This window comes from Bacillus sp. T17B1 (genome assembly GCF_026796395.1).
Taxonomy (GTDB): domain Bacteria; phylum Bacillota; class Bacilli; order Bacillales; family Bacillaceae; genus Bacillus; species Bacillus spizizenii_A.
In genome coordinates this window covers 914-23,342 of record NZ_JALAYA010000002.1, presented here as the reverse complement: position 1 = coordinate 23,342, position 22,429 = coordinate 914, and the positions used below count along the sequence as shown (strand labels likewise).

20 protein-coding genes and 2 pseudogenes are annotated in these 22,429 nt (G+C 41.5%); 11 read left to right on the top strand and 11 right to left on the bottom strand.

Going from position 1 to position 22,429, the window contains the following annotated elements; genetic code table 11:
* Positions 1–147 precede the first annotated feature (147 nt).
* Entirely contained in the window at positions 148–426 is a 279-nt protein-coding gene (locus tag MOF34_RS01320) for a hypothetical protein (RefSeq protein WP_268398095.1), read from the top strand.
* A gap of 32 nt (positions 427–458) precedes the next feature.
* On the opposite strand, the gene MOF34_RS01315 is transcribed toward MOF34_RS01320, so the two are convergent.
* The 4 genes from MOF34_RS01315 to fdhF all read right to left on the bottom strand — a co-directional run bounded on the left by MOF34_RS01315 (position 459) and on the right by fdhF (position 5,506).
* A complete protein-coding gene (locus MOF34_RS01315; protein WP_268398094.1) occupies positions 459–1,085 on the bottom strand; it encodes an NUDIX hydrolase in 627 nt (208 codons plus the stop codon).
* Positions 1,086–1,163: 78 nt separating this feature from the next.
* Entirely contained in the window at positions 1,164–1,802 is a 639-nt protein-coding gene (locus tag MOF34_RS01310) for a DUF4352 domain-containing protein (protein WP_268398093.1), read from the bottom strand.
* A gap of 193 nt (positions 1,803–1,995) precedes the next feature.
* Positions 1,996–2,556 carry a DUF1641 domain-containing protein gene (locus MOF34_RS01305; protein WP_268398092.1) on the bottom strand — a complete coding sequence of 187 codons (561 nt, stop codon included), beginning with the start codon at positions 2,554–2,556 and terminating at the stop codon, positions 1,996–1,998.
* Positions 2,549–5,506, bottom strand: coding sequence for a formate dehydrogenase subunit alpha (gene fdhF, locus MOF34_RS01300; protein WP_268398091.1), 2,958 nt, complete (start codon positions 5,504–5,506; stop codon positions 2,549–2,551). The genes MOF34_RS01305 and fdhF overlap by 8 nt, the downstream gene beginning before the upstream one ends.
* 162 nt (positions 5,507–5,668) lie before the next feature.
* On the opposite strand from fdhF, the gene MOF34_RS01295 reads away from it, so the two are divergent.
* Positions 5,669–6,232 carry a YjgB family protein gene (locus MOF34_RS01295; protein WP_268398090.1) on the top strand — a complete coding sequence of 188 codons (564 nt, stop codon included), beginning with the start codon at positions 5,669–5,671 and terminating at the stop codon, positions 6,230–6,232.
* 98 nt (positions 6,233–6,330) lie between these two features.
* The gene (locus MOF34_RS01290) at positions 6,331–6,729 is read left to right on the top strand and encodes a DUF2809 domain-containing protein (protein ID WP_268398088.1); all 399 of its coding nucleotides are present in this window, start codon (positions 6,331–6,333) and stop codon (positions 6,727–6,729) included.
* 8 nt (positions 6,730–6,737) lie between these two features.
* Here the strand turns inward: MOF34_RS01290 and MOF34_RS01285 are convergent, their stop codons facing one another.
* A complete protein-coding gene (locus MOF34_RS01285) occupies positions 6,738–7,637 on the bottom strand; it encodes a DUF2268 domain-containing protein (RefSeq protein WP_268398086.1) in 900 nt (299 codons plus the stop codon).
* Positions 7,638–7,762: 125 nt separating this feature from the next.
* Between MOF34_RS01285 and MOF34_RS01280 the strand changes: the two genes are divergently transcribed.
* Complete coding sequence (locus MOF34_RS01280) at positions 7,763–7,930, top strand: YjfB family protein (protein WP_019714040.1); 168 nt, start codon at positions 7,763–7,765, stop codon at positions 7,928–7,930.
* A 130-nt stretch (positions 7,931–8,060) separates the two neighbouring features.
* Positions 8,061–8,534: a YjfA family protein gene (locus MOF34_RS01275; RefSeq protein WP_019714039.1), complete on the top strand. Its 474-nt coding sequence runs from the start codon at positions 8,061–8,063 to the stop codon at positions 8,532–8,534.
* Between the two features lie 46 nt (positions 8,535–8,580).
* Here the strand turns inward: MOF34_RS01275 and pdaC are convergent, their stop codons facing one another.
* The gene (gene pdaC, locus MOF34_RS01270; RefSeq protein WP_268398084.1) at positions 8,581–9,981 is read right to left on the bottom strand and encodes a peptidoglycan-N-acetylmuramic acid deacetylase PdaC; all 1,401 of its coding nucleotides are present in this window, start codon (positions 9,979–9,981) and stop codon (positions 8,581–8,583) included.
* Between the two features lie 255 nt (positions 9,982–10,236).
* Here pdaC and MOF34_RS01265 point away from each other — a divergent pair, with 255 nt between their 5' ends.
* The 3 genes and pseudogenes from MOF34_RS01265 to MOF34_RS01255 all read left to right on the top strand — a co-directional run.
* Entirely contained in the window at positions 10,237–10,464 is a 228-nt protein-coding gene (locus MOF34_RS01265) for a hypothetical protein (RefSeq protein WP_019714037.1), read from the top strand.
* Positions 10,465–10,585: 121 nt separating this feature from the next.
* Positions 10,586–11,575: a heme o synthase gene (gene cyoE, locus MOF34_RS01260; RefSeq protein ID WP_268398079.1), complete on the top strand. Its 990-nt coding sequence runs from the start codon at positions 10,586–10,588 to the stop codon at positions 11,573–11,575.
* Between the two features lie 409 nt (positions 11,576–11,984).
* Positions 11,985–12,114: pseudogene (locus MOF34_RS01255) on the top strand (IS3 family transposase); the annotation flags it as partial.
* Between the two features lie 142 nt (positions 12,115–12,256).
* On the opposite strand, the pseudogene MOF34_RS01250 reads toward MOF34_RS01255, so the two are convergent.
* Positions 12,257–12,438 (bottom strand): annotated as a pseudogene (locus MOF34_RS01250) (Cys-tRNA(Pro) deacylase); the annotation flags it as partial.
* A 117-nt stretch (positions 12,439–12,555) separates the two neighbouring features.
* On the opposite strand from MOF34_RS01250, the gene MOF34_RS01245 reads away from it, so the two are divergent.
* The gene (locus MOF34_RS01245) at positions 12,556–12,951 is read left to right on the top strand and encodes a hypothetical protein (RefSeq protein WP_268398077.1); all 396 of its coding nucleotides are present in this window, start codon (positions 12,556–12,558) and stop codon (positions 12,949–12,951) included.
* 331 nt (positions 12,952–13,282) lie between these two features.
* On the opposite strand, the gene manA is transcribed toward MOF34_RS01245, so the two are convergent.
* From manA to MOF34_RS01225, 4 genes are all read right to left on the bottom strand, one after another.
* Complete coding sequence (gene manA / locus MOF34_RS01240) at positions 13,283–14,230, bottom strand: mannose-6-phosphate isomerase, class I (RefSeq protein WP_268398076.1); 948 nt, start codon at positions 14,228–14,230, stop codon at positions 13,283–13,285.
* 14 nt (positions 14,231–14,244) lie between these two features.
* Positions 14,245–16,197: a fructose-specific PTS transporter subunit EIIC gene (locus MOF34_RS01235; protein ID WP_268398075.1), complete on the bottom strand. Its 1,953-nt coding sequence runs from the start codon at positions 16,195–16,197 to the stop codon at positions 14,245–14,247.
* A 149-nt stretch (positions 16,198–16,346) separates the two neighbouring features.
* Positions 16,347–18,296: a BglG family transcription antiterminator gene (locus tag MOF34_RS01230; RefSeq protein WP_268398074.1), complete on the bottom strand. Its 1,950-nt coding sequence runs from the start codon at positions 18,294–18,296 to the stop codon at positions 16,347–16,349.
* Between the two features lie 621 nt (positions 18,297–18,917).
* The gene (locus tag MOF34_RS01225) at positions 18,918–19,778 is read right to left on the bottom strand and encodes an APC family permease (protein ID WP_268398073.1); all 861 of its coding nucleotides are present in this window, start codon (positions 19,776–19,778) and stop codon (positions 18,918–18,920) included.
* A 959-nt stretch (positions 19,779–20,737) separates the two neighbouring features.
* Between MOF34_RS01225 and MOF34_RS01220 the strand changes: the two genes are divergently transcribed.
* Both MOF34_RS01220 and MOF34_RS01215 read left to right on the top strand, forming a co-directional pair.
* Positions 20,738–21,562: a HipA family kinase gene (locus MOF34_RS01220; RefSeq protein WP_268398071.1), complete on the top strand. Its 825-nt coding sequence runs from the start codon at positions 20,738–20,740 to the stop codon at positions 21,560–21,562.
* Positions 21,552–22,388, top strand: a complete 837-nt coding sequence (locus MOF34_RS01215; protein WP_268398070.1) for a DUF3037 domain-containing protein — start codon at positions 21,552–21,554, stop codon at positions 22,386–22,388. The genes MOF34_RS01220 and MOF34_RS01215 overlap by 11 nt, the downstream gene beginning before the upstream one ends.
* Positions 22,389–22,429 lie beyond the last annotated feature (41 nt).

Sequence of the window (22,429 nt, the reverse complement as noted above, 5' to 3'; positions counted from 1 at the left end):
TCAATATGCATTCAATTGCACCGCTCCGATCAGAAAACACCCCTCATTCCAACCAATAGCCCTAACCTAAAAAAATGACTTTTCCAGTATATCAAGCAAACTGATTCTGTGATTAAATAAAGGATAAAAGGTGAAGGAGAGAACAACATGGCAGCACAGACCTATTTCAAAAAACAAGTTGTCGGCATCCTACTTTCACTGGCATTTGTATTGTTTGTGTTCTCTTTTTCTGAGAGACATGAGAAACCGCTTGTTGAAGGAAAGAATCAGGAAAACTGGCATGCTGTCGTTGACAAAGCTTCTGTAGAGATTTACGGCAGCCGATTAGTTGAAGAAAACAAATTAAAGCAAAAACTCGGCCTTAAACAAGCCGATTCTATATTGACCCTTCTAAAACTAGCCAATGAAAAACATATTGCGCTATAACAAAGAAAGAGCCTTCCGGGCTCTTTCTTTGTTTAGTCAAATATTGTGGCCCTTTCAGGATGGCGCATAAAATCAAACACCATGCCTAGCTGTGAAGGTGTGTTTCGTTTTAGAGAAAGCGGCGGGAGTCTGTCTTCCGGAAAAAAAGCGGCATGGTTCGTCTCAATTCCTATTTCTCCCTGCCCATCTAATATGCTGCATTCAATGAATATCTTATAGAAATGATATGGCTGAGGAGGATGAGGGTGCTTATGGCTGTCTAGCACGGCCAGCAATCGGGACGGTTCAGTATCGTAACCCGACTCTTCTTTGATTTCCTTGATCACGTTTTCAGCCGGTGATAAACCAATCTCGCAAAACCCGCCCGGCAGCGACCACAGCTCATCATGCTTCTCTCTTACAAGCAAAACCTGATTCTCTCGAAATACTGCGCCGCGAACATCCGCTTTCGGTGTCGGATAGCCTTTCTCCCCCTTCCATAAATCAGTGATGACTTCCATTTCCGTTTGCGAGTAATCCGCCATCATCTCTACGCTGAGCTTCATCAGCTCTTCGTACCTTTCCCGGTCATACACATCCTTGGAAAAAGCGAGCCCCGCCTGTGCGATCGCCTGAATCCGTTGCGCCCGTCCCAGCCATTTGGTTTGCACTATTATCACTCATCCTTTTAAGTTATTTTTCACTATAAAAAATGCACGTTTCCCATTGATGAAAACGTGCTAACGGCAAATTAAGTTCTAATCTAACTTCACCAAATAATCAATATCGTCCTTTACTCTCTCTTCAATATTACTTCTTGTGGTATCAGCTAAAAACGGATTATATACCAGTGTGTAATGTTTCTGTTCACCTTTAGGGATGACATAACTGACTACATCTGTAACCTTTTTTCCTGGCACTAGTGTTCCTCCCATAAGGGTCCTGCCCTTCTCTTCTATAGAAAAAACAGGCCGGACTGATTGATCGTTCTTGTCTTTTAAATCAAACCCGATAAAATTGTAGCTTATTGAATCTTTTCCTATGTTTTCTATTGTAACTTCTATAATTAGCCGTTCCTCTTTTTCTTTTATTGTTTTTGGCTTCGCGTCTACAGCTCCTCCAACATCCATATATTCACCTTTTTGCACTCTATCAACTTTATTCACTGTAAGATTCGTATGTCCTGCTTTAACTGTTTCTCCTATTTTATGTATTTGATCATCTTTTTTAGACTCCGATACATTGCCTTCCTTCAGTTCTTTATCAAGTTCCTTTTCAAGCTCTTCTTGCGTTTTTTCTTTCGGTTTTTCCTTCTCTGACGCATCGCTCGATTGGCTGCATGCGGAAAGCGCAAACCCGATCGTCAAAACAAATAATAGCCATAAGACTTTTTTCATCACTGTTCCCCCATCTAAAGTAATCGTTTTCTATTATAATCATATTTTTACTTTTATTAACAGAAAAATAATGTTTTTTTCTGTCTCATTCATTACAAACTTACTTCTTTCTAGTCTTTGAACATTTTTCACTAGTCTATTAGACCCATTCGTCAAAAAACCCGAGCAGGCAGCATCCGGCTCGGGCAGGTGATCAATCTCGCTTATTCATATCCCTTTTCTCTCGGGGTTCCTGATGATGTTTTTGATGCTCTGGAGGCTGAGTCGTGCGTTCCAGCTCCTTTGTATCTTGTCCCATTCCTTTTAAAAAGGAGAAAAGCAGTGTAACTGCTTTGTTGATTTCCGGATCTTTAAGTGAACGGATGATATCAAAATAACCTGTTTTCTCTTCGCTGTCCTTCTGTTCCACCGCATTTGCCACACCCGCATTCACTCTCAAAATGAGAGGCTCCAGCTGTTTCACATCCAGCATGCCTAGCGTTCCAAACAGAAGAAGCAGATTTTTCAGCGTATTGGCTGTTTCCTCTGTATCTGCCTTTTTCACTAAGATATCAAGAACTTTATCTCCTTGGCCAAAAAGGCCGCGGAGCAATGGCAGGACGCCGCGCTCGTTCATGTGGCCGAGCATTTGCAGCGTTTCTAGAATGGCTTCCTTATTTTCAATTAATGCATCTTCAATTTCTTTCATATCACGCTTACGCTGATCCTCTTCGGTTACTTGGATTTTCTGGATTTGTTTAATTGCTTTACCCATTACGCCCAATCCCCCTTTTTACTGCGTCTCCAGGGAAAATATAATCCTTCCGCGCCCATTTCTTTTGCACTTGCACACCGATTTGCGGCTGCGGGTTGCCGTTGCGGTGATTGATTTTAGGGAGCGGGCTGGTTCCGTCGTGCTTCAAAATTTCCATCTTAGCTGATGTTTCCTTGTATGCCGGCGTATCGGTATCCTTATCTGCATGGCTGCCTGTTAACAGGTTGATCGCCGCTTCCCCTGAGTCGTTCATTGGCAGATATACTTCCTTCCCTTTGACACGATCAGTGATCAAACACTTCACTTTGACATTTCCGAAAGGCGATGTGAGTCTGACAAGGGTTCCGTCCTGAATTCCCCGTTCTGCCGCAAGCTCTGGAGAAATTTCTAAGAACACTTCCGGTGTTTTTTTCGAAATGCCTTTTGATTTGTAGGTCAGGTTCCCTTCATGGAAATGCTCTAAGAGCCGCCCATTGTTGACGTGTATATCATATTCCTCACCGAACTCTTTTGGCTCCGTCCACTGAACAGGATATAGAATGGCTTTTCCGTCCGGGAAAGGAAAGCGCTCGGTAAAGAGTAAAGGCGAATCCTTTCCATCAGCGCTTACAGGCCATTGCAAGGAATTGTAGCCTTCAAGGCGTTCATAGGTGACGCCGGCATAAATCGGAGACAGCTTGGCTGCTTCCTCCATAATGTCTCCAGGGTTCTCATAGTGCCAGTTAGCACCGAGCTTATTGGCAACCTCCATAATAATCTGCCAGTCCGGCTTTGAATCGCCCAGCGGTTCAAACACCTGATACAGCCGCTGAATACGGCGTTCTGTGTTTGTAAAGGTTCCCTCTTTTTCAAGGCTCGGGCTCGCAGGAAGAACAACATCAGCAAACTCGGCTGTACGTGAAAGGAAAATATCCTGTACCACAAAGAAATCAAGCTTTTCATAGGCGGCGTGTACATGATTGATATTGGAATCGACCAGACCCATTTCTTCCCCTTTTACATACATCGCTTTCAGCTGGCCGGAATGGATTTTTTCGATCATTTCGTGGTTGGTCATGCCCGGCTCCTTCGGCAGCGGTACACCCCACGCCCGTTCGTACTTTTGGCGAACTTGTTCGTCCGTCACTTTTTCATAGCCCGGCAGTCTGTCAGGCATGCTTCCGAAGTCACTTGCTCCCTGCACATTGTTATGGCCACGCAATGGGTAAGATCCTGCTCCCGGTTTTCCGTAGTTTCCTGTCACTAGCAGCAGATTAGAAATAGCCGTGCTTGTGTCACTTCCGCCAATATGCTGTGTCACGCCCATTGCCCACAATGCGCACACACTGTCAGCCTGACCTATCATCTCTGCCATTTGGATGAGGGTCTCTTGATCAATTCCGGTTTTCTCCTCGGCATATTCAAGGGTATATGGCGCCAGGCTTTTCACATATTCATCCCGTCCGTTCACTTTTTCCTGCATAAATCGTTCATCGGCCTTGCCGTTTTCAATTAAATATTTGGCGATGGCATTCAGCCAGACGATATCTGATCCGGCACGCGGCTGGACAAATAAATCAGAACGCTCTGCCATTTCGTGTTTTCTGATATCTGCTACGATCACTTTTTGCCCTCTCAGCTTATGAGCCCGTTTAATGCGAGTGGACAAGACCGGATGCGACTCAGACGTGTTCGAACCGATGATCAAGACAAGGTCCGCTTGCGCGATATCTGTAATCGACCCTGAGTCACCGCCATAGCCGACTGTCCGGAACAGGCCGGCAGTCGCAGGAGATTGGCAATAGCGCGAGCAGTTGTCCACATTATTTGTGCCAATGATCCCTCTCGCCAGCTTTTGCATGAGGTAGGATTCTTCGTTTGTACATTTAGATGATGTAATAAAGGCAAGTGAATCCGGGCCAAACTCTTCTTTTAAATCCGTGAACTTGCTGGCAATCAGCGATAACGCCTCCTCCCATTCCGCTTCGCGGAAATGGTCGCCTTCGCGGATCAGCGGCTTTGTCAAACGTTCCTCACTGTTCACGAAGTCCCAGCCGAACTTTCCTTTTACACAAGTAGAAATACCGTTGGCCGGCGCTTCCTCCTGCGGCTCGACTTTCAGAATGTCTCTGCCCTTTGTCCAGATATCAAAACTGCAGCCGACGCCGCAATAGGTGCAGACGGTTTTCGTTTTTTTGATTCGCTCATCACGCATGGCGGATTCCATATCGGAAATAGCGAGAATCGAGCCATAGCCTGTCTCTACGCCTTTTGTGATCTCGATCATCGGACGGAGCGATTCGTTATCAATGCCTGTTAAATATCCAGCTTCCCCCTCCATTCCTTTTTCCATCATCGCGTTACATGGACAAACGGTGGAACAGTGGCCGCACGATACACAAGACGACTCATTGATCGGCACATCGTTATCCCAAATGACCCGCGGGTGTTTCCGCTCCCAGTCAATGGTCAGGGTTTCAGTCACCTGAACGTCCTGACACGCTTCGACACAGCGTCCGCACAAAATACATTGATCTGGATCATATCGGTAAAACGGATGTGATTCATCCTTATGGTAAGGCTTCTGGTCAAACGGGATGCTTTGGTGATTGATTTTCATTTCCTTCACCGTATTATGTATTTCGCATCCCCCGTTGTTATAATCGCAAACTGTACAATAAAGCTCATGATTATATAAAATCTTGTCCATCCCGATGACCTGAGCTTTTTTCACATCAGGTGAAAGCGTATCAATGACGTCTCCATCCTTTAATTCAGTGGAGCACGACCTCTTCAGCTCACCATTGATACTGACGATGCAGGTATCACATGTTTCAATCGGCCCTAAGCTTGGATGATAGCAGACTTGCGGCACTTCAATCGAACTGTTATTCAAAAGCTGAAGCACCGTCTGTTCTTCGGACGCTTCCATTTCAACGCCGTTTATAGTGATGTTTTTCTGTTCAGCCATCTCCATTCCCCTTTCTTGCTTGTGTATATACCGAATTACCCATTTCTGTTCCCTTACAGGGGATCAATAAAACATACAAAGCGCACTCACAAGTTTTGTTGCATAAACACCGGGAAACGAGAGGGTAGAATGAAAAAGGAGGGATCAGCATAAAAAAAAACAATGTCTGTTCTAACCGCGGCAGCAGCACTGACTGGCTCTCTTGCCAGCTTCGGGGCGGCGTCTTTCTCAACACCGGCAACAGCCGTCACTCAAACAACCTCGCTCTCTGAAAACACAAATCAATCAGCCGCCGAGCTTGTCAAAAATCTTTACAACACCGCCTACACAGGGGAAATGCCTCAGCAGGTGCAAGGCCTTACCATTAACAAAAGCACGAAAGGCGATGTCCATGCTAAATTAGGAGAACCGGAACCACCGTCCAGAGGAGACAATCGGTTTGATTTATATCACAGGAATATCGGGAACCCGGGCTACGGATTCTCCTATCATAAAGACATGACCATTTCAGAAATCAGCTATTTTGGAACCGGCGTGGAACGGCAGCTGAATTTAGGCGGAGTTACCCCAGAAGTGCTGCGGAATGAAATAGGCCCCGCGAATCGAGTGTTAACCGTCCCGTTTACCGATGAAATCGACTATGTATATGACACAGGCCGATATGAACTTCACTTTGTCATTGGCAAGGACCAGACCGCTGACCATGTGAACCTTAAAGCAAAATAACCCCATCATGCGGCTGTTCAGCCGCTTTCTTATTGGACAAATAAAAAATATATACCTTACAATACATGGGAGATGAAACAGAGACGGGGTCATTTTTCATGAAGCGAAATCGATGGATATATGCAGCGTTCACCATCATGATCATAGGTCTGGGACTGGGAGCCAGAGCATTCTCCAGTGTACTGCCGGATGCCCTCAATGCTTACCTGGGAGACTCGCTATGGGCGGCCATGATCTTTACGGGATGCGGGTTTCTATTTCAGAAAATGAAGTCAATGTTGACGGGCATTATCAGCCTTGCCTTCTGTTTTTCCATTGAAATCAGCCAGCTGTATCATGCCGAATGGATCGACCAGATTAGAGACACTTCTCTTGGCGGCCTTGTACTGGGATATGGATTTTTATGGAGCGACATCGCAGCGTATACACTTGGAGTTTCCTCTTGTGCCGCCATAGAGCTGCTGGCCCTGGGAACCATAAAGCGCCGCTGTATGTGACGCTTTTTTCATTTGGAAAACAGCCCGCACTGAGAAAGAATGGTCTCCGTATCCAAGAGCGTGGCCTCGCTTATCGTGACTTGATGTTTATCCATAAATGACTGAACGGCATGATATCCAACCGCATAACCCGTAAAAGCCGATAATCCCGCAGGCTCAAAGCCTTGGACTTTCGCAATCGGATCACCAAACATATAACGGCTTACTTCCGAAAAGCCTTTCACATCCAACACCTCATTGATGACGTCAATGGAATACTGCAAATCTTCTTGATCAAAACGTGTTACCCAAGGACCCAATTGCGCCCCGCCAAACAGCTCTCTGGCAAAGGACTCAGCCAACCCTTCAATCACAAGATAATCCCCGACACTCACAGAGCCATAATGAAAATCAACATACGAAAACCGCAAATTATGATGAAACTCATGAGCAATAATTGAAGGTATCCTTGGCAGGTTATAGCTGTCCGGATTCATCCATACATGTATAAAGCCCGGTATCCCGCCAAATCCGCAGTAGCCTTTTTGCAGCTGAAGCTTATTTGGGTCAGCGATGTAAAGGCCGAATTTGATCTCATCTGCATTCACCCGCAGCTGTTCGCGCTCTGCAAAATAGATACATTGCCGGAGCGCAGATTCAGCTGTCACTGCAGCATGTGATTCTTTCAATATTTTTAATGCTTTCTGCCCGGCTTCAGCATCACGGACATCCAAATAACCAAGCATTTTCACAGCCATGATGACATCATAGCCGTTCGGTTCTTTTGCTCTCAGCGGAACTTGGATAGCGCTCCACATCTTTTCAAACGGCCTCATCATCGTATACCGAAACTCATCCTCTCTTTTCTCTTCTGCCATTGAAAACAGCTTTTCATATTGCTCAAAGGTTTTTTCCATAACAAGATTCATCCTGATTCCCCCTTGTCAAAAACATACGGTATGACGCAGCGCAAGGGTCAACAAGGAAAATTAAGCCATTTTTCACTGTAAAATCCTCCAAAGCTGCCGATAGGGTAGGCATAGGAGGTGAAACGATGGATATTCCTGCTTTATCAGCTGCCATGCATCAAGCATCCCTTGCCCAAAATATTAGTATCGCCTTAACGAAAAAAATGCTGGACACCGCCCAGCAAAATGCCGATCAAACCTTGAAGATGATTCAACATCCGACGCTTGGACAGACCATTGATGTAAAAGCTTAAACCCCAACACCAAAGGCGGCCAAGAACTCCATCCTCCCGGCCGCCTTTATTGTTCACAAAAAAGCATGCATGTTTTGATTGTTCCTCCGTATGATTTATTGTTTGCCATATTAAGGAGGTCATAAAGGACATGAAAAGACTGTTTACAAAGGTTTCATTGGTGTTATTCGCAGCTGTATTGATTTTTACCGTCAAAGGAGCGCCTGCCAATGCGGAAACCCATGCCTATGATGGAAAAAGCCCTTATTACAATGATTGTGCATCCAGCGGCTCTACAAAAAAATCCTCAAACTTAGTGAATGCCAACAATCAAGTCATCGGGGTAGTCGAGCTTAAATTCAGCAGTACGTGTAAAACGGCTTGGGCAAAAATTACGATGAATCATACATTGACGTCAGGCTTTGAAGCAAATGCGGAGATTACCCGGAACACGGACGGAAAGAGATATAATTGTGATTCTGCAGGCGGCAACGGAAAAGCGGTTGCCGGCCAAAAATCTTGTTATACGCCGATGGTATATGATTTAGACCCAAGGACTTCTTACGCTTTCGGCAAGTATTCAGGACCCAGCCTGAATGTTTGGGCCACCACAGGCTCTTATTAAAAAGAAAAAAGGCTGTCCGGGCAATATCCGCGGCAGCCTTTTCGTATTAACTCGCTTCTCTTTGTTTTTTAACCTCTTCAAGCTGAGAGACCGTCACCAATTGATAGCCTTGATCAGTGAGTTTTTTGATTATTTCATCGGCAGCATCAGCAGAGGTGCGGTAAATGTCGTGAATCAGGATGGTTCTTCCATCTCCCGCCTGACTCATGACACGGTCAACGATTGTTTTTTTGTTTCGGTCTTTCCAATCTTCCGGATCAACATCCCATAATGCTACATCCATTTTCAATTGACTCCGCAGCTCATCATTAATGCCGCCGTATGGAGGTCTTACGAGCGTTGGGCGGTATCCGCTTATTTTTTCAATGATATCTTGCGTGTCATTGATTTGCTTTAATGCCTCTTTCACTGAAAGCCTTGTGAGAAGCGGATGGCTCCACGAATGGTTCCCCACTTCATTTCCTTCCTTCAGCATTCTTTGAAGCGTTTCCGGGTAATATTGCACCCTGCTCCCGAGAACAAAAAACGTGGCATGCCCCTTATATTTCTTCAAGGAGTCCAGAATCTGATTTGTTGTCGCAGGATTCGGGCCGTCGTCGAAAGTAAGTGCAATGACTTTTTGATTAGGATCAACCGTTTCCTCTTTGGGTAAAGAAATCACTTCATGCTTCGGTTTTTGTTCTTTGATTTTATTTTTGTTTTTTGCTTTATCAATATATTGTTCTTTCACGATGTCTTTCAAAAGGCTTTTCTTAATGGCAATCGATTGCTCTCCAAGATTGCCTGCTGCGACCTGATATGTATCAAAATAAAATTCGATATAATCTTCTTTGATGGCAAAGCGGCTGAAATGATCTTTTTTCGGTGCCGTGCCTTCTCTTAATAGTGCATCGTCTGCAGCAATGTCCTTATCCTTTTTCAGCTCATGATAAGCGATTAATGAAAGCTTATGTAAATAGTCAGCGTCCTCTTTGAAAAGATCATCAATTGAAAGAAAAGCTTGCTTACTAAAATCATAGTTAAACGTTTTTTTCACGGTTTGGCCGTGTGCACCGCCGATCAATTTATATTCATTAAATACAATCGCTACAGTCTGCTTGGCATAATGGACAATTTTATAATCAACATTTAATTCGTTGCGCTTTGTCGTATGTTCCTGATCAACGTCTTTTGTTTCTTTCTGAAATTGGCGAACCTCTTTCTCTGCGAAACTCTTTAATACCGAATCCATTTTTTTATTTTTGAAAACGGGATAGTTGACCGCGTAATTGAAGGTTTTCCCATCATTCACGAGCGTTGCAATCTCCACATTCCCATACTGAGAATCAGTTTTTACTTTATTCATAACCATTTCTTTTTTTAATGAATTATGAAAAAAGCCGATAAGGCCCGCCACGCATACAACTGCTATTAATACATGAAACCATTTAATTCTTTTTGCAAACAACCCAAATTCCTTCTTTCATAACCGGTTCGACTTATTTTTCTTCAATTAGAACTGTATCTATTTAGAAATGTTTTTGTAACATTATAGTAACATTTATTTTACATTTGTAATATTATGAGATTTAGAAGTTCTTGTCAATCCTTTTTCTCAGAGAATTCACCAAAAAAAAAACAAGATTTCACATATGGACAGACACCCAACTCAAACATCAAGAATATGGTATACAGAATTAAAAAAACTAGGGAGGTTTTCCTCTTGGATTATCCTTTAAATGACCAGACATTTGAACAAAGTACACCTTATGATGAAAGACAGCCTTATCATTATCCACGCCCAAGACCGCCATATTATCCGCCTTATTATTACCCAAGACCGTACTATCCGTTCTATCCCTATCCTTACCCGTATTATCCGCGTCCGCCTTACTATTACCCGCGCCCACGCCCGCCTTACTATCCTTATGGCGGAGGATACGGATCCTAGTCGTCGTTTACAAAAATGGGGGCAGTCCAGCTCCCCATTTTTGTTTTAAAAATGACAATATGATGACAATTATAGGAAATAATTGCTGATTTCATATCCCCCTTGTTACGATAACAAAAGCATGCAGTTTTGGGGGAGGCGTCTATTTTTGGGGAATACAAGAGAGTCTGCAGCTATATCTGAAACGCCATACATAAAAGCTTCGAACCGCGTAACAGTTTACGATTTTATCAAACTTGCAAAACCCGGCATTATCATATCAAACTCGATAGCAGCCTTCGGTGGATTTTGGATCGCGTTTGCAAGCGCAGAAAAACCATTAACCGGAATGGCTTTTTTGGTGACAATGGTGTCGGCGATGCTTGGAACCGCGTTTGTCATGGCTTCCGGCACTGTCTATAACAACTTTTTCGATCGACATATGGACGCAAAAATGGCCCGCACCCGCAGCAGGGCCTCAGTCACAGGGAAAATCCCGCCAGCCATGATCGTAACGTATGGTTCTGTTTTAGGAATCACCGGTCTTGCGATGCTCTACTCCCTCAATCCATTAACTGCCCTTCTCGGACTGGCCGCTTTTATTTTTTATGCAATCATCTATACAGTATGGGTGAAACGCACCTCTGTGTGGAGCACATTTATCGGGAGTTTTCCCGGGGCTGCGCCGCCATTGATGGGGTATTGTGCAGTAACCGGTGACATCAGTATGACTGCAGTGCTGTTGTACGCGATTATGTTTCTGTGGCAGCCTCCGCATTTTTGGGCGATTGGGATCAGGCGTAAAGAGGAATATCGGGCAGCAGGCGTTCCGCTTTTGCCTGTTGTAAAAGGAAATCATGTAACAAAAATAAAAATGATTCAATATATTGCAGTGCTGGTGCCGGTCACGCTATTAGTGCCTTTTTCTCTCGGCACCGGCCATATCAGCCCATTTTATTTCTTAGCTGCCCTGGTTCTCGGAGGCATATGGATCAAAAAAAGCATCCGGGGATTCAAAACGGACGATGACGTTAAGTGGGCAACGGATATGTTTATCTACTCGCTCATTTATTTTTGCTTGCTGTTTTTGATCATGATGATTGATTCATTTGTGATGTTTTTGATCAGATGATGTTATGCAAAAAGAGCCAAACCTTAATGTGACTCTTTTTTGTTTAGAAAAACAGCATCTAATAGAAATGTCACGATCAAAAACACAGCCATGCAAATCAAAAATCGCACGATTTCACTCACAATCCAGCTATGGGCAATACGCATACCATCGGTTTCTCGGAGGGTTGCGCATATTGAAAAAATCATAAGTATGTTTTTTAATGTTTCTTTGTTCATGAAATACCATCGCTTTCTGGTTAAGATCACCAATCTTCAAAATAACATATAACTGGAAGCGAAAAAAGATGAAAATGCAAAAAAGCACCAGCCTAAGGGACTGACCCCACAAGATGAGACAAATAAAAAACACCTTCAAGTTTGAAAAAGGATGATTGTTATCCGACATTAGACTTGGAGGTGTATTTTCTATGAGGATAAGAGTGAGTTATTCGGTTGAAGTGAAACAGAAGGCTGTAGAAATGAGATTGGCAGGCGTGCCTATGAAAGAGATCATGGATATTGAATATTAAGAATAAGACACAGGTTCAGACATGGGTTGGTATGGAGCAGCCGCTTATTTTGAAATCATATTCGAAAGAGATGTGGAAAGAGCTTAGTCGATGTGCCTAAGCTTTTTTGGTTTATCTTCATTGCGTGCCATCTATACGATAAATGCGACATCGCACGCTTTCGCTAAGTCTTATGGTGCTAATTTCAGCTGAAGGACCGATATTCCCTCCACTGATGTTAAAATCAAATGTTTCAGCAGCTGCATCAATATAGGTCGGGAACGATACTTTTCATGCCAATCGGTGAGCAGCCGCCGCGAACATAACAAGTTACCCTTAATAATTCCTTCATGGCAATCTGTTCTATTTTCTGCCCAGTAAAGGATCTCACTCCTTAAGTTCCATTCTTCGTCAACTTGAAACAAAACAGGAATTAACAAAATACACATACATACAATTTGTATGAATGTAAAACTAAGGGGTGGTTGCTTTGTATCATTACTATTATGGTCCCGCGTTAATTCCTTACTTTACACATACTCATAACACTCAAAGAAATCCAGACTTTTCAGAAAGACAGCGAAGAAGAGAAATCACATTAAGTGTAGATGGCAATATACCGCCATCTTCTTCTGAGGATCTCGGAGACGGCTTTTATTCCTTCGCATGGACTGGCCAACAGGTAATAGATCCTGGTGAATACCTTGTCTGCCAGCTTGAAGGAAGGGATATCAAAGTGATTAACGGAGGCTTTGCTACACGCGATACTGCTCCATTGTATGCAATCGCAAGCTTTCCAAGGAGAAGAAATCAATGGGTCATAATCATTCATAACCCTCTTCAAACCCAAAGAGCGATATCACTTTACTTGATTGCGAAAAGGTAGTGCTAAATATTTTCAGCAGAAATAGAAATACGGGTAGGGATGCTGTGATATCAGCGCTTTCCTACCCGTTTTAATTTATGATATTGCCCGATCTCTCCCCGTCAAGGCAATGACGAAGGGAATGAAGTTGTTCCCCGTAGAAAATGGGTATCAAATTCATCGTGTCTTCGCCAAACCCTGATAATTTTTGACGCCATTCCATATTTCCGCGAGAAAATAGTTGAAAACAATGGGATAATAGGATTTGACAAATAACCCTCCAATTTATTTTTCCACATTCAGCAACACTTTAGTCCTCTAGATTAAACAGTCTGTATCATCCTAAATTGAATTATAGATGAGAGACGATACACTCTGCCTGCCCCTCCAGTTTAAATTCTCCAAAACCATACGGCAGCAATATATGATCTCCTTTTTTGAAGCTATTGACATACCCACTGGATATCACACGGCCATCCCCTTCAATAACACTGATAAGAAGGAATGGTTTTTGCTGTTGTAAGCTTGCCGATCCTGATAAATCCCACTTTTTTACCGAAAAGTAAGCGCATTCAATCAATGTTGTTATCATTAAATCCTCGATTTGTTCGTGATGAACTGTTTGCTGATCTAGGATAGATGGAACCTCTATCACTTCCATACTCTTTTCCAGATGAAGCTTGCGCGTATTGCCTTCTTCATCTTTTCGCTCATAATCATACAATCTGTAGGTTGTATCTGAATTCTGCTGTGTCTCTAAAACGAGAATACCCTTTCCAATCGCATGAACGGTACCGCTTGGCACATAGAAGAAATCCCCAGGCTTTACCTTTACCCGGCGCAAAAGTTTGTCCCATTCTCCAAAATCAATCATCGAGATCAGTTCTTCCTTTGTTTTTGCGTTGTGGCCGTAAATGATCTCTGCATCTTTTTCGCAATCAATGATGTACCAGCATTCGGTTTTTCCGAGCTCTCCATGTTCATGTATTTTGGCGAACTCATCGTTCGGATGCACCTGAACGGATAAAACTTGGTCCGCATCTATTATTTTTGTAAGAAGAGGGAAGCGGTCTCCTTCAAGCTGTCCAAATAGATATCTGTGATGCTCCCATAATTCGCAGAGTGTGAACCCTTTATACATTCCGTTTTGAACAACGCTTTGCCCATTTTTATGAGCAGCAAAAGCCCAGCACTCCCCTGTTCGTTCTGACGGAATGTTATAGCCGAAAGCAGATAAAGCGGTACCGCCCCAAATCCTCTCTTTGAAAACAGGCTTGAAAAATAACGGTTCAGTCGTCATGAATATCCCCCGCATCACACGATTTCTTCCAGCAGCTTGTATGCATCTTCTTTTGTTTGCACGGAGAGCAGCTGCTTCCTATAGCTATCATCCATTAGTTTTCGGGATAACATCTGCAATATTTTCAGATGCTGGTTCCCTTCGCTCTCTCCCGGTACAGCAATCATAAAGATTAATTTTGCATCTGATCCATCCAGGCTGTTCCAGCCAACGCCTGATCGTTTGATCCCAAAGGCAACACTCGGCTCCCTGACTGAATCAGATTTCCCGTGCGGAATTGCGATATTCATGCCAATCGCCGTTGTGCCCTGTTGTTCACGATTCAAAATGGCTTGTTTAAACCCGCTCTCGGACAGCAGCATACCTCTCTGTGACAATTTTTGAATCATTTCATCAATAATGTCATCCCTGGTTTCCCCTGATAAATGTGGTTCAATCAGCTCGGGGCTGATGATGTCTGTCAGTTTTTTGATTTCCGTCATCCCGGCTTTTTGGCTTTCGGCTTGAGTTTGCTGCGGTATTTCTCTCGCCGCAGCAGCTGCACTTGGCGGTGCAGTTTCGCTGAGCACAGGGGACGCCGCCATAATATCCTTTTTTAGTACATTGACGAACAGGGCAGTGACAAGAGATCCTGCAATCACAGCAATGAAAAACATCAAGACATGATCAACTGCGCCAAGCACTGCAACGATAGGTCCGCCGTGCGCTACTCTGTCTCCCACATTGCCAATCATCGCTATCACAGAACCCGTCATAGAACCCGCCATAATACTGGGAATGACTCGAAGAGGATCCTGTGCTGCAAATGGAATGGCACCTTCAGTGATGCCGAAGAGCCCCATAGTAAATGCTGCTTTCCCCATCTCTCTTTGCGACGCCTCAAATTTTCTTCTACCAAAAAACGTTGCAATCCCGAGGCCGATCGGGGGTATACAAATGGCGACGGCAATCGGTCCCATAATTTCATAGTTTCCTTCTCCGATCATGGCCGATCCAAACAGAAACGCCACTTTGTTTACGGGACCGCCCATATCAAATGAAATCATTGCTCCTAAAATCAATGCCAGCAGTATGGAGCTCGAACCTTTCATCCCCGCCAGCCATACCGTTAAAGATGTGAAAATTTGGGCTACAGGTGCGCCGATCAAAAACACAAACGCCAGACCTACAATCAGTGATGCAAACACCGGGATAATAATAATCGGCATGATCGGCTGGATTGCTTTTGGAACCTTTAATTTTTTTATCCAAAGGGCAGCATACCCCGCTAAAAATCCGGCAATGATTCCGCCGAGGAAACCGGCGCCGCTTGCGCTGTCATAAAAACTTCCAGTCGCTGCAATATATCCTCCAATCATTCCCGGCACAAGTCCCGGCTTATCAGCGATGCTATAGGCGATATATCCGGCTAATATCGGGATCATGAATGAAAATGAAGCACTGCCGATCTGTTCAATCGTTTTCCAGAAAGAATCATCCGCAATGACTAAGCCTTTAGGTGTTTTCTCGCCCCCAAGCGTTAATGCAACCGCTATCAATAATCCGCCGACGACAATGAAAGGAACCATAAACGAAACGCCATTCATTAAATGACGGTAAATCGGATTTTGTTTCTTCTCCTGTTGATTGTCTGATTCCGATTTTGTAGCGGAATAGTAGACCGGTATATTTCCGCTAAGTGCTTTTTGAATCAATTCTTCCGGTTTACGAATGCCGTCCTGAACCCCGACAGACAGCAGTTTTTTGCCTATAAACCGCTCTTTGGTTACCGAGCGGTCTGCCGCAATAATGATCGCGTCCGCTTCCCGAATTTCCTCTGCGGTTAGCTCATTTTCTACCCCGATTCCGCCCTGGGTCTCGACTCTGATAGTAACACCTAATCTGTCAGCAGCTTTTTGCAGATTTTCCGCTGCCATATACGTATGGGCAATTCCGTTCGGACAAGATGTAATCGCTAACAGTTTCATAGGAAACCTCCTTTACATTTTGAATCACAAAATCTTGTCTCAACTGTATACCGAAATCATGCCGTTAAAATCGCTTTTTTTTACCATAAGTTCCGGAAATAAAGGCATTTTTCCCTATAAACAAAAAAAGCAAGGAATGACCCCTGCTTTTAATAATCCAAATAAGATAAAAATGTCATGACATTGTTTTCTTTCGTCAGCTTCTGCACAAAGGCCGGCTGCTCACTTAGGTAAGAAAGCTCACGAAACAGCTGCTTTGTCATATTTTGATCCTCGTGTTTGAGAGCCAGCATAAAAACAAGCGATACTTTCTCATTTCCCCACTCAAGCGGCTCTTTTAATGTGGCAATTGCGATTGCTGATTGTTTGATATATTTAGCATTTGCATGAGGAATGGCTATGCCTGCCCCAATGTTTGTCGCCGCCATTTTTTCCCTCATCACCGCATGAACCGCATAGTCCTTTTCAACATAGCCTTTCTCAAACAAAGCAATCGCCAGCTGTTCAATTAACTCGTAGCGGTGCTCTGCTTCTTGCTGCAAAAAAACCAAAAAAGGAGTCGTATTGTTCAGCATTTGGAAATTTTGCTTTTGGCAGTGCGATTCATCAAGCTGACGTATAAATTCATTCAATTTTTTCTCATCACCAGGCTCCAAAAGCGGTGATACAACAATATGGGGAATCGTTACATGCTCCAGCGCAATGGTGGAAACGACAAGATCGATATCCTCATGCTGTTTGATGAATTCCTTTAGATCGGCTTTAGCGATACAGGCCATTACAGCGATATGATGACATTTCCGTTCAATTTTTGTCCGCAGCAATTGTGACATTCCAATCCCCATGTGGCAGACGATGATCGCCTTTTTATGTATCTCGCTGCTGCGATGCATCCTTTCAATCGCTGCCTGAAAATGCAGCGTCAAATATGCTGCCTCTTCCTCAGGGATATATAGCTCATACGTTTGATTGATGTCTTCCAGGACGTCAATGATCAGATGAAACAAATAAGGGTACATCATTTTGATGTCATTAAGCATAGGATTTGATACAGAAAGATCGTAGCTCAGCCGCTGTAACACTGTATTGAGATGAATATTCAATCCGTTGATCAAATCCTGATCTTTATGAAAATCCAGCATTTTCAGCTCTGAAACACGGTTGATTAAATATTTTACAACCTTTGGAAGAACCTCATTTTCAAGGTCCTTTGTCTCTTCTTTCTCTATTGGATAACGAACTTTCCCACCCAATATATGTAATGTTAAATACACGGCTTCTTCTTCAGGAAAACGAATTGCAAAAACCGGCTCAAGCCGTTGCAAACTAGCAAAAGTCCATTGATATTCCTTCTTCTTCTTAACTGCCGCCAGTTCTCTTGGAGATATCGAGATCGGCTGCTTCATTTTGATCCGGCGGATTATGAACAATGTATGCAGCAGCAAACGCTCAAACGTCTCGTCTGTGAAATAGAGCGAATGCTTTTTTTGTAATGATTTGATTTCTTTCGCCACAAAATTGACTTCGTGAGGTAAGAACTTCCTTTTAATAAATTGGCTAGTAAACTCTGTGTTATCAATCAAATCAGATATTCTAGCCAATGCTTTTCTTTTATTTTTTTCGTTCCCTTCAACCTTCAAACCAAGCCGCTGCCTAGAAACCAATGTAAGGTCAAATCGCTTCAGCCACTCTTCTACCGCACATAAATCCTTTTTAATGGATGATCGATTCACGAAATGCTGAGCGGCTATCTCTTTTGCGGAAACAGGCTTTACATTCATTAATAAGTCATAAGCAATATGAAGCATTCTTTCTTCATCGGTCCGCTGCCTAGAATGAGTATGTTCTGTATGTAATTGTTGGCTTAACCAGGTTCTTTCCTGTTCTTCTATATGTAAAAATACGCCTAACCCTGGTTTCCGAATGAGCTCCGCGTGAGAATGCTCATTGAGATAATCCCCTATCACTTTCAAATCATTCCGGATTGTTTTTTCAGAACACTGTACCCTGTCTGCGAAATCTTGCACAACTAAATAGTCATCAGGTTCAGATAACAACAGATACAAAATCTCTTTTTGTCTTGAATTCATGTATTTCATCTGTTTTTCTATCCTTCCTGTCAATATCCACTTGAACAAATAGATAGTAAAAGTATACTATAAATGTAATCGCTTACATTATAACGCAAATTCATAGAGTCAAAAGTTTCGTTTTTTACCGAAGGTTCCGGAAAAAAGGTTTTTTTATGTTATTAGAGTGTTCTATGATCAAGTACGTTACCCGCTTCCCATTCCCATTTAATAGAATAAGAAACGCTCAGACACGGTAATGGTCCACCGCTATTCTCCACCTTAATACGACTAAGTCAACGCAATAAAAAGCGGCTAGAAACGTTATAATGCCTCTAACCGCCGTTTATGATTCCGAATGGGCTCCACCCAGGACCTCTACCCTGCCAAGGTAGTATATGCTTTTTGAAGTTATAGATATATCAAACAAAATTTCGTTCAGATACTTGAGATTGGGCTGTTTTGAGCCATAATTAGCCCTTTTTAGCCCTTTAATGTAAAAAGGACAGGAAAGGCGTTTTACTAAGGTAGGGGTGTGTTTGACGAAGTTGAAAATGGAGAGCCAGAAAAGACCCACGCTCCACAGTTCTCACGTCGGGGTCTTGTAAATCAATAAAAAGGACTACTACAGCTCTTCTCCATGTAATCTGTTTATACTATTTTCTTTTGCTCTGAACGTTGTTTTTCATAACGTTTAGTTACCTGCTCTTTGACTTTGGCCCATAACGATATTGCTTTATCAAGCTCTTCTGCAATATCTTTTATACTTGCTAAATACATGTTATTAATTCTCGGCTGAATAGTTATCTCAATATCTTCGTTCCACATTTCTATTTTTCTATGACTAAATAAACAATAATCTGTGTCTGTAATATCTCCTATTTCCCCTGATACACGATCTAATTCACTTAAAAATTCATAATATTTTTCTCTATTAATTCCGTCAAAAAACGGCCCTCTCCATGCGTTCCAATGTTCTACTAAAGAATCAGAAAAAAAGGCCCAACCATTATGGACTTTATTATAGGGAAATACATCTTGATCTAATTTCTTAAGTCTCTCAATGATGTCATTAAGCTTCATCATCTCTTCATATTCATTAAGAGTTATATTATATTTACATTTTTTTAATGTTTCGTTTGGTTTATGGATAACCTTTTTATTATTATGTTCAAGAATTTCCTTTAGTCCAAAAAGTCCAATGACAAGACCTAAACCCAAAAGAGTAAAACTATCACCAATCGATTGAGCTAAAGGGAAGTTTAAATTAATTGGTAATAACCACAAAGTCATTGATAAAATAAAAAAGAGCAGGGCTGTTAATTGTACGTAGATTCCATATTTTTTAAAACGAGTTATTTCTAAAACGTCAGATAAACTGACAAGTGCAGCAATAACTGAGATTAGTGCCACTACTATACTAGGAAATAAATATCCAAAAAGTCTACAGATGGAACATATAAGAAATATTGCGCCGACAGATAAAACAACATATGCAGATTTAGATTTCATAATTACCACCAATCCGATTGTATTCGCATTCTAATTTTATCAAAATCTTATTTGTTTGATTATAAAAATATTCAAATAGTACAAAATAAAGAAGGCACCCATCTTCCAGACAGGTACCCTTCATAATTACATTCCTTCAAATCATCCTCAATATCTTTTTCCAATCTTCCCTATAAATCTAAGGATCCCGCTTCAACCTTCAACCTACAAAAAGTCTTCTAAAAACATGAGGACTAACAGGAACGGCGTTCTATACCTTCTCTATACGCAGGAACGTAAATTCATATGACTGACTACTCTCTTCTCTTTCTCACCCGTTTAAATATCTAATGTATTTAATGGATTAAACTTATCTTTTTGCTGTCTAAAAGCTGTCCCCCAAATAGCCTAAATATACTCTCAGTCATTTTCAACTGCGATGCCTAACATTTTTTGAAGAGTAAATACGTCCCCTCCCTTCATCATGAACCTGTGAAGGTATGTCTGAATGTTCAGCAAATAATCTCCCTCTTTAAAATTCATGATTGTTTTAAGGCGCTTAAAGACATTTTTAAAAGAAGTCCAAAAGATCGAAAAACTTATTCTTGATGAATACTAGCTGAAAGATATGGCACGCACTATTTGCGTGCCAATGGAGTTCACTCGGTTCTAGTCCCCAGCGTGTATAGAGACGGCTTATTGAAGAAGCAACAGGGCATGCGCATTAAACAAATGAAATTAAACCAAGGCTACTGTTTTAAAGGGATTGCACGGGTTATCACTTTTGTTGCTTTAGTCTCCAATAAGGTTTTCAGCAGCTTTAATGTCTAACAAATAACACTTTTAAGGTTTACAAAGAACATACGTTCTGTTATAATTAAGGAATTTAAAAAAGAAAACTTGTCACATTTCTCCTTTTCCATGTTAAAATTTTCTACAAGTATTATTCCTCGGAAGGTGAAAACAGTGCAGGTGATTTTTTGAACCGATTTAATATTAAAACATATAATGTAGTTAAATTCGAAAAAGAAGTGGGTAATGGTATAACTAACCCATTAATTATGCAAACTGATAATGATTTTTACATTGTAAAAGTAGCTGAAAATAATGACGGCCCTAAAGTACTGATCAACGAATATGTTTGTTATAAACTGGCTAAATTATTAGGAATACCAATTCCAGATGCTGCATTAATTAATATTAGTCCCGAAGTTATCGACATTGATCCACGTCTTAAAGAATTAGCCGTAAAACCCGGTATTCATTTTGGGAGCCATTTTATAAAGAAAGCAGGACCATCCATTCAGATGCCTTTATTAAGTCTAGTTACAAATACTGAAGATATTCCTTCAATAATATTATTCGACCAAATAATTTATAATAATGATCGTACACTAAATAGAGGGAATTTAATTATCGATTTAAAAGAGAAGAAACTTCTCGCAATAGATCATAGTCACCCATTTAAATTAGGCGCTCTGTGGGATGTGACACAATTACAAAAAATACACGAGGAGGAGCTCTGCCTAGTCAATGATTTTCACGGGCATAATTACAAACTTTTATTAAGATATGTAAACGGAAATAATCCTTTTTATAAAATTTTACAAAATATAAAGCGAATTTCACAAAACGATGTTGAGTGGTGTTTTGAAGGACTGCCAGTTCAATGGGGATTAACCGATAATGAAAAAACCGCACTTAAAAATTTTATTTGGTATCGAATAGAAAATGTAGATGCAATTATGAAATTGTTAAGAGATCAATGCCCTGATTGGAAAGGAGGGGATTTATTTGGAAACTAGTGTGATTTATTATTCCATCTGTAGGTATGTTCCTGACGTTTTAAGAGGAGAAGTTTTAAATGTCGGTGTTTTAACACATATCCCATCTAGAAGCTGGTGTAAATTTAATCGATCAAAAAATTTATCAAGAATAAAAAGTTTTGATGATGAGGTTGAATTAGATGTAATAAAAGCGTTATTAGAATCTTTAGAACACCAATTCAACACTGAATCCAATATAAATTTCCAATTGTCAGGACTAAAGAATGATGATTTCTTAGAGAAAGAACTAGTTTATTTCGTTAACCAAATTCAGTTTAGCCCAGTCATGTCTTTATATACCACACCAAGTGCCATTAAAGAGGATTTACAAGACCTTAATGATATGTACTTATATTACGATAAGAAAAAATCAGAACGGATTAATGCTGACAAGGTTAGAAGACTCACTTCAAAAATGTTCAAACAAAACACTATTGAAGTTAAACGTAACCCAGAAGCAAAGAATCAATTTAAACAACAGCCATTTGATTTTTCAATAAAATTAGATAATCAAGACACATATATAAAAGCACTTAGCTTTGATTATAAAAATCACAATAAATTCTTCAACGAAGTTAAGGCTCTTTTAAATGATCTTGCTTATTTCAAAGAGTTGAATATTGGTGAAATAAAGGTTGTAGTAAATAATACAGATTTCCAAGAAGAGTATGAAAGATTAGCATATGAAGTTCTTAAAGAACATGTTGAAGTGCTTACTCTAGAGAAATTTAACGAATTTCTAAAAAACAACAAGAAGATATCAAATAAAAGTAATATTGAACAACTGAGCTTTTTCAATTCTTAATTTTCTCAAAGCCCTTCCATTGGGACTGACCCCCGTTTTTG

Coding starts and splice junctions, on each gene's coding strand:
- MOF34_RS01310 (WP_268398093.1), bottom strand. CDS start 1,802: ATGAAAAAAGTCTTATGGCTATTATTTGTTTTGACGATCGGGTTTGCG.
- MOF34_RS01280 (WP_019714040.1), top strand. CDS start 7,763: ATGGATATTCCTGCTTTATCAGCTGCCATGCATCAAGCATCCCTTGCC.
- MOF34_RS01305 (WP_268398092.1), bottom strand. CDS start 2,556: ATGGGTAAAGCAATTAAACAAATCCAGAAAATCCAAGTAACCGAAGAG.
- MOF34_RS01290 (WP_268398088.1), top strand. CDS start 6,331: ATGAAGCGAAATCGATGGATATATGCAGCGTTCACCATCATGATCATA.
- MOF34_RS01230 (WP_268398074.1), bottom strand. CDS start 18,296: ATGAAATACATGAATTCAAGACAAAAAGAGATTTTGTATCTGTTGTTA.
- MOF34_RS01320 (WP_268398095.1), top strand. CDS start 148: ATGGCAGCACAGACCTATTTCAAAAAACAAGTTGTCGGCATCCTACTT.
- MOF34_RS01285 (WP_268398086.1), bottom strand. CDS start 7,637: ATGAATCTTGTTATGGAAAAAACCTTTGAGCAATATGAAAAGCTGTTT.
- MOF34_RS01235 (WP_268398075.1), bottom strand. CDS start 16,197: ATGAAACTGTTAGCGATTACATCTTGTCCGAACGGAATTGCCCATACG.
- MOF34_RS01225 (WP_268398073.1), bottom strand. CDS start 19,778: ATGAAATCTAAATCTGCATATGTTGTTTTATCTGTCGGCGCAATATTT.
- manA (WP_268398076.1), bottom strand. CDS start 14,230: ATGACGACTGAACCGTTATTTTTCAAGCCTGTTTTCAAAGAGAGGATT.
- cyoE (WP_268398079.1), top strand. CDS start 10,586: ATGCAGTTTTGGGGGAGGCGTCTATTTTTGGGGAATACAAGAGAGTCT.
- MOF34_RS01295 (WP_268398090.1), top strand. CDS start 5,669: ATGTCTGTTCTAACCGCGGCAGCAGCACTGACTGGCTCTCTTGCCAGC.
- MOF34_RS01275 (WP_019714039.1), top strand. CDS start 8,061: ATGAAAAGACTGTTTACAAAGGTTTCATTGGTGTTATTCGCAGCTGTA.
- fdhF (WP_268398091.1), bottom strand. CDS start 5,506: ATGGCTGAACAGAAAAACATCACTATAAACGGCGTTGAAATGGAAGCG.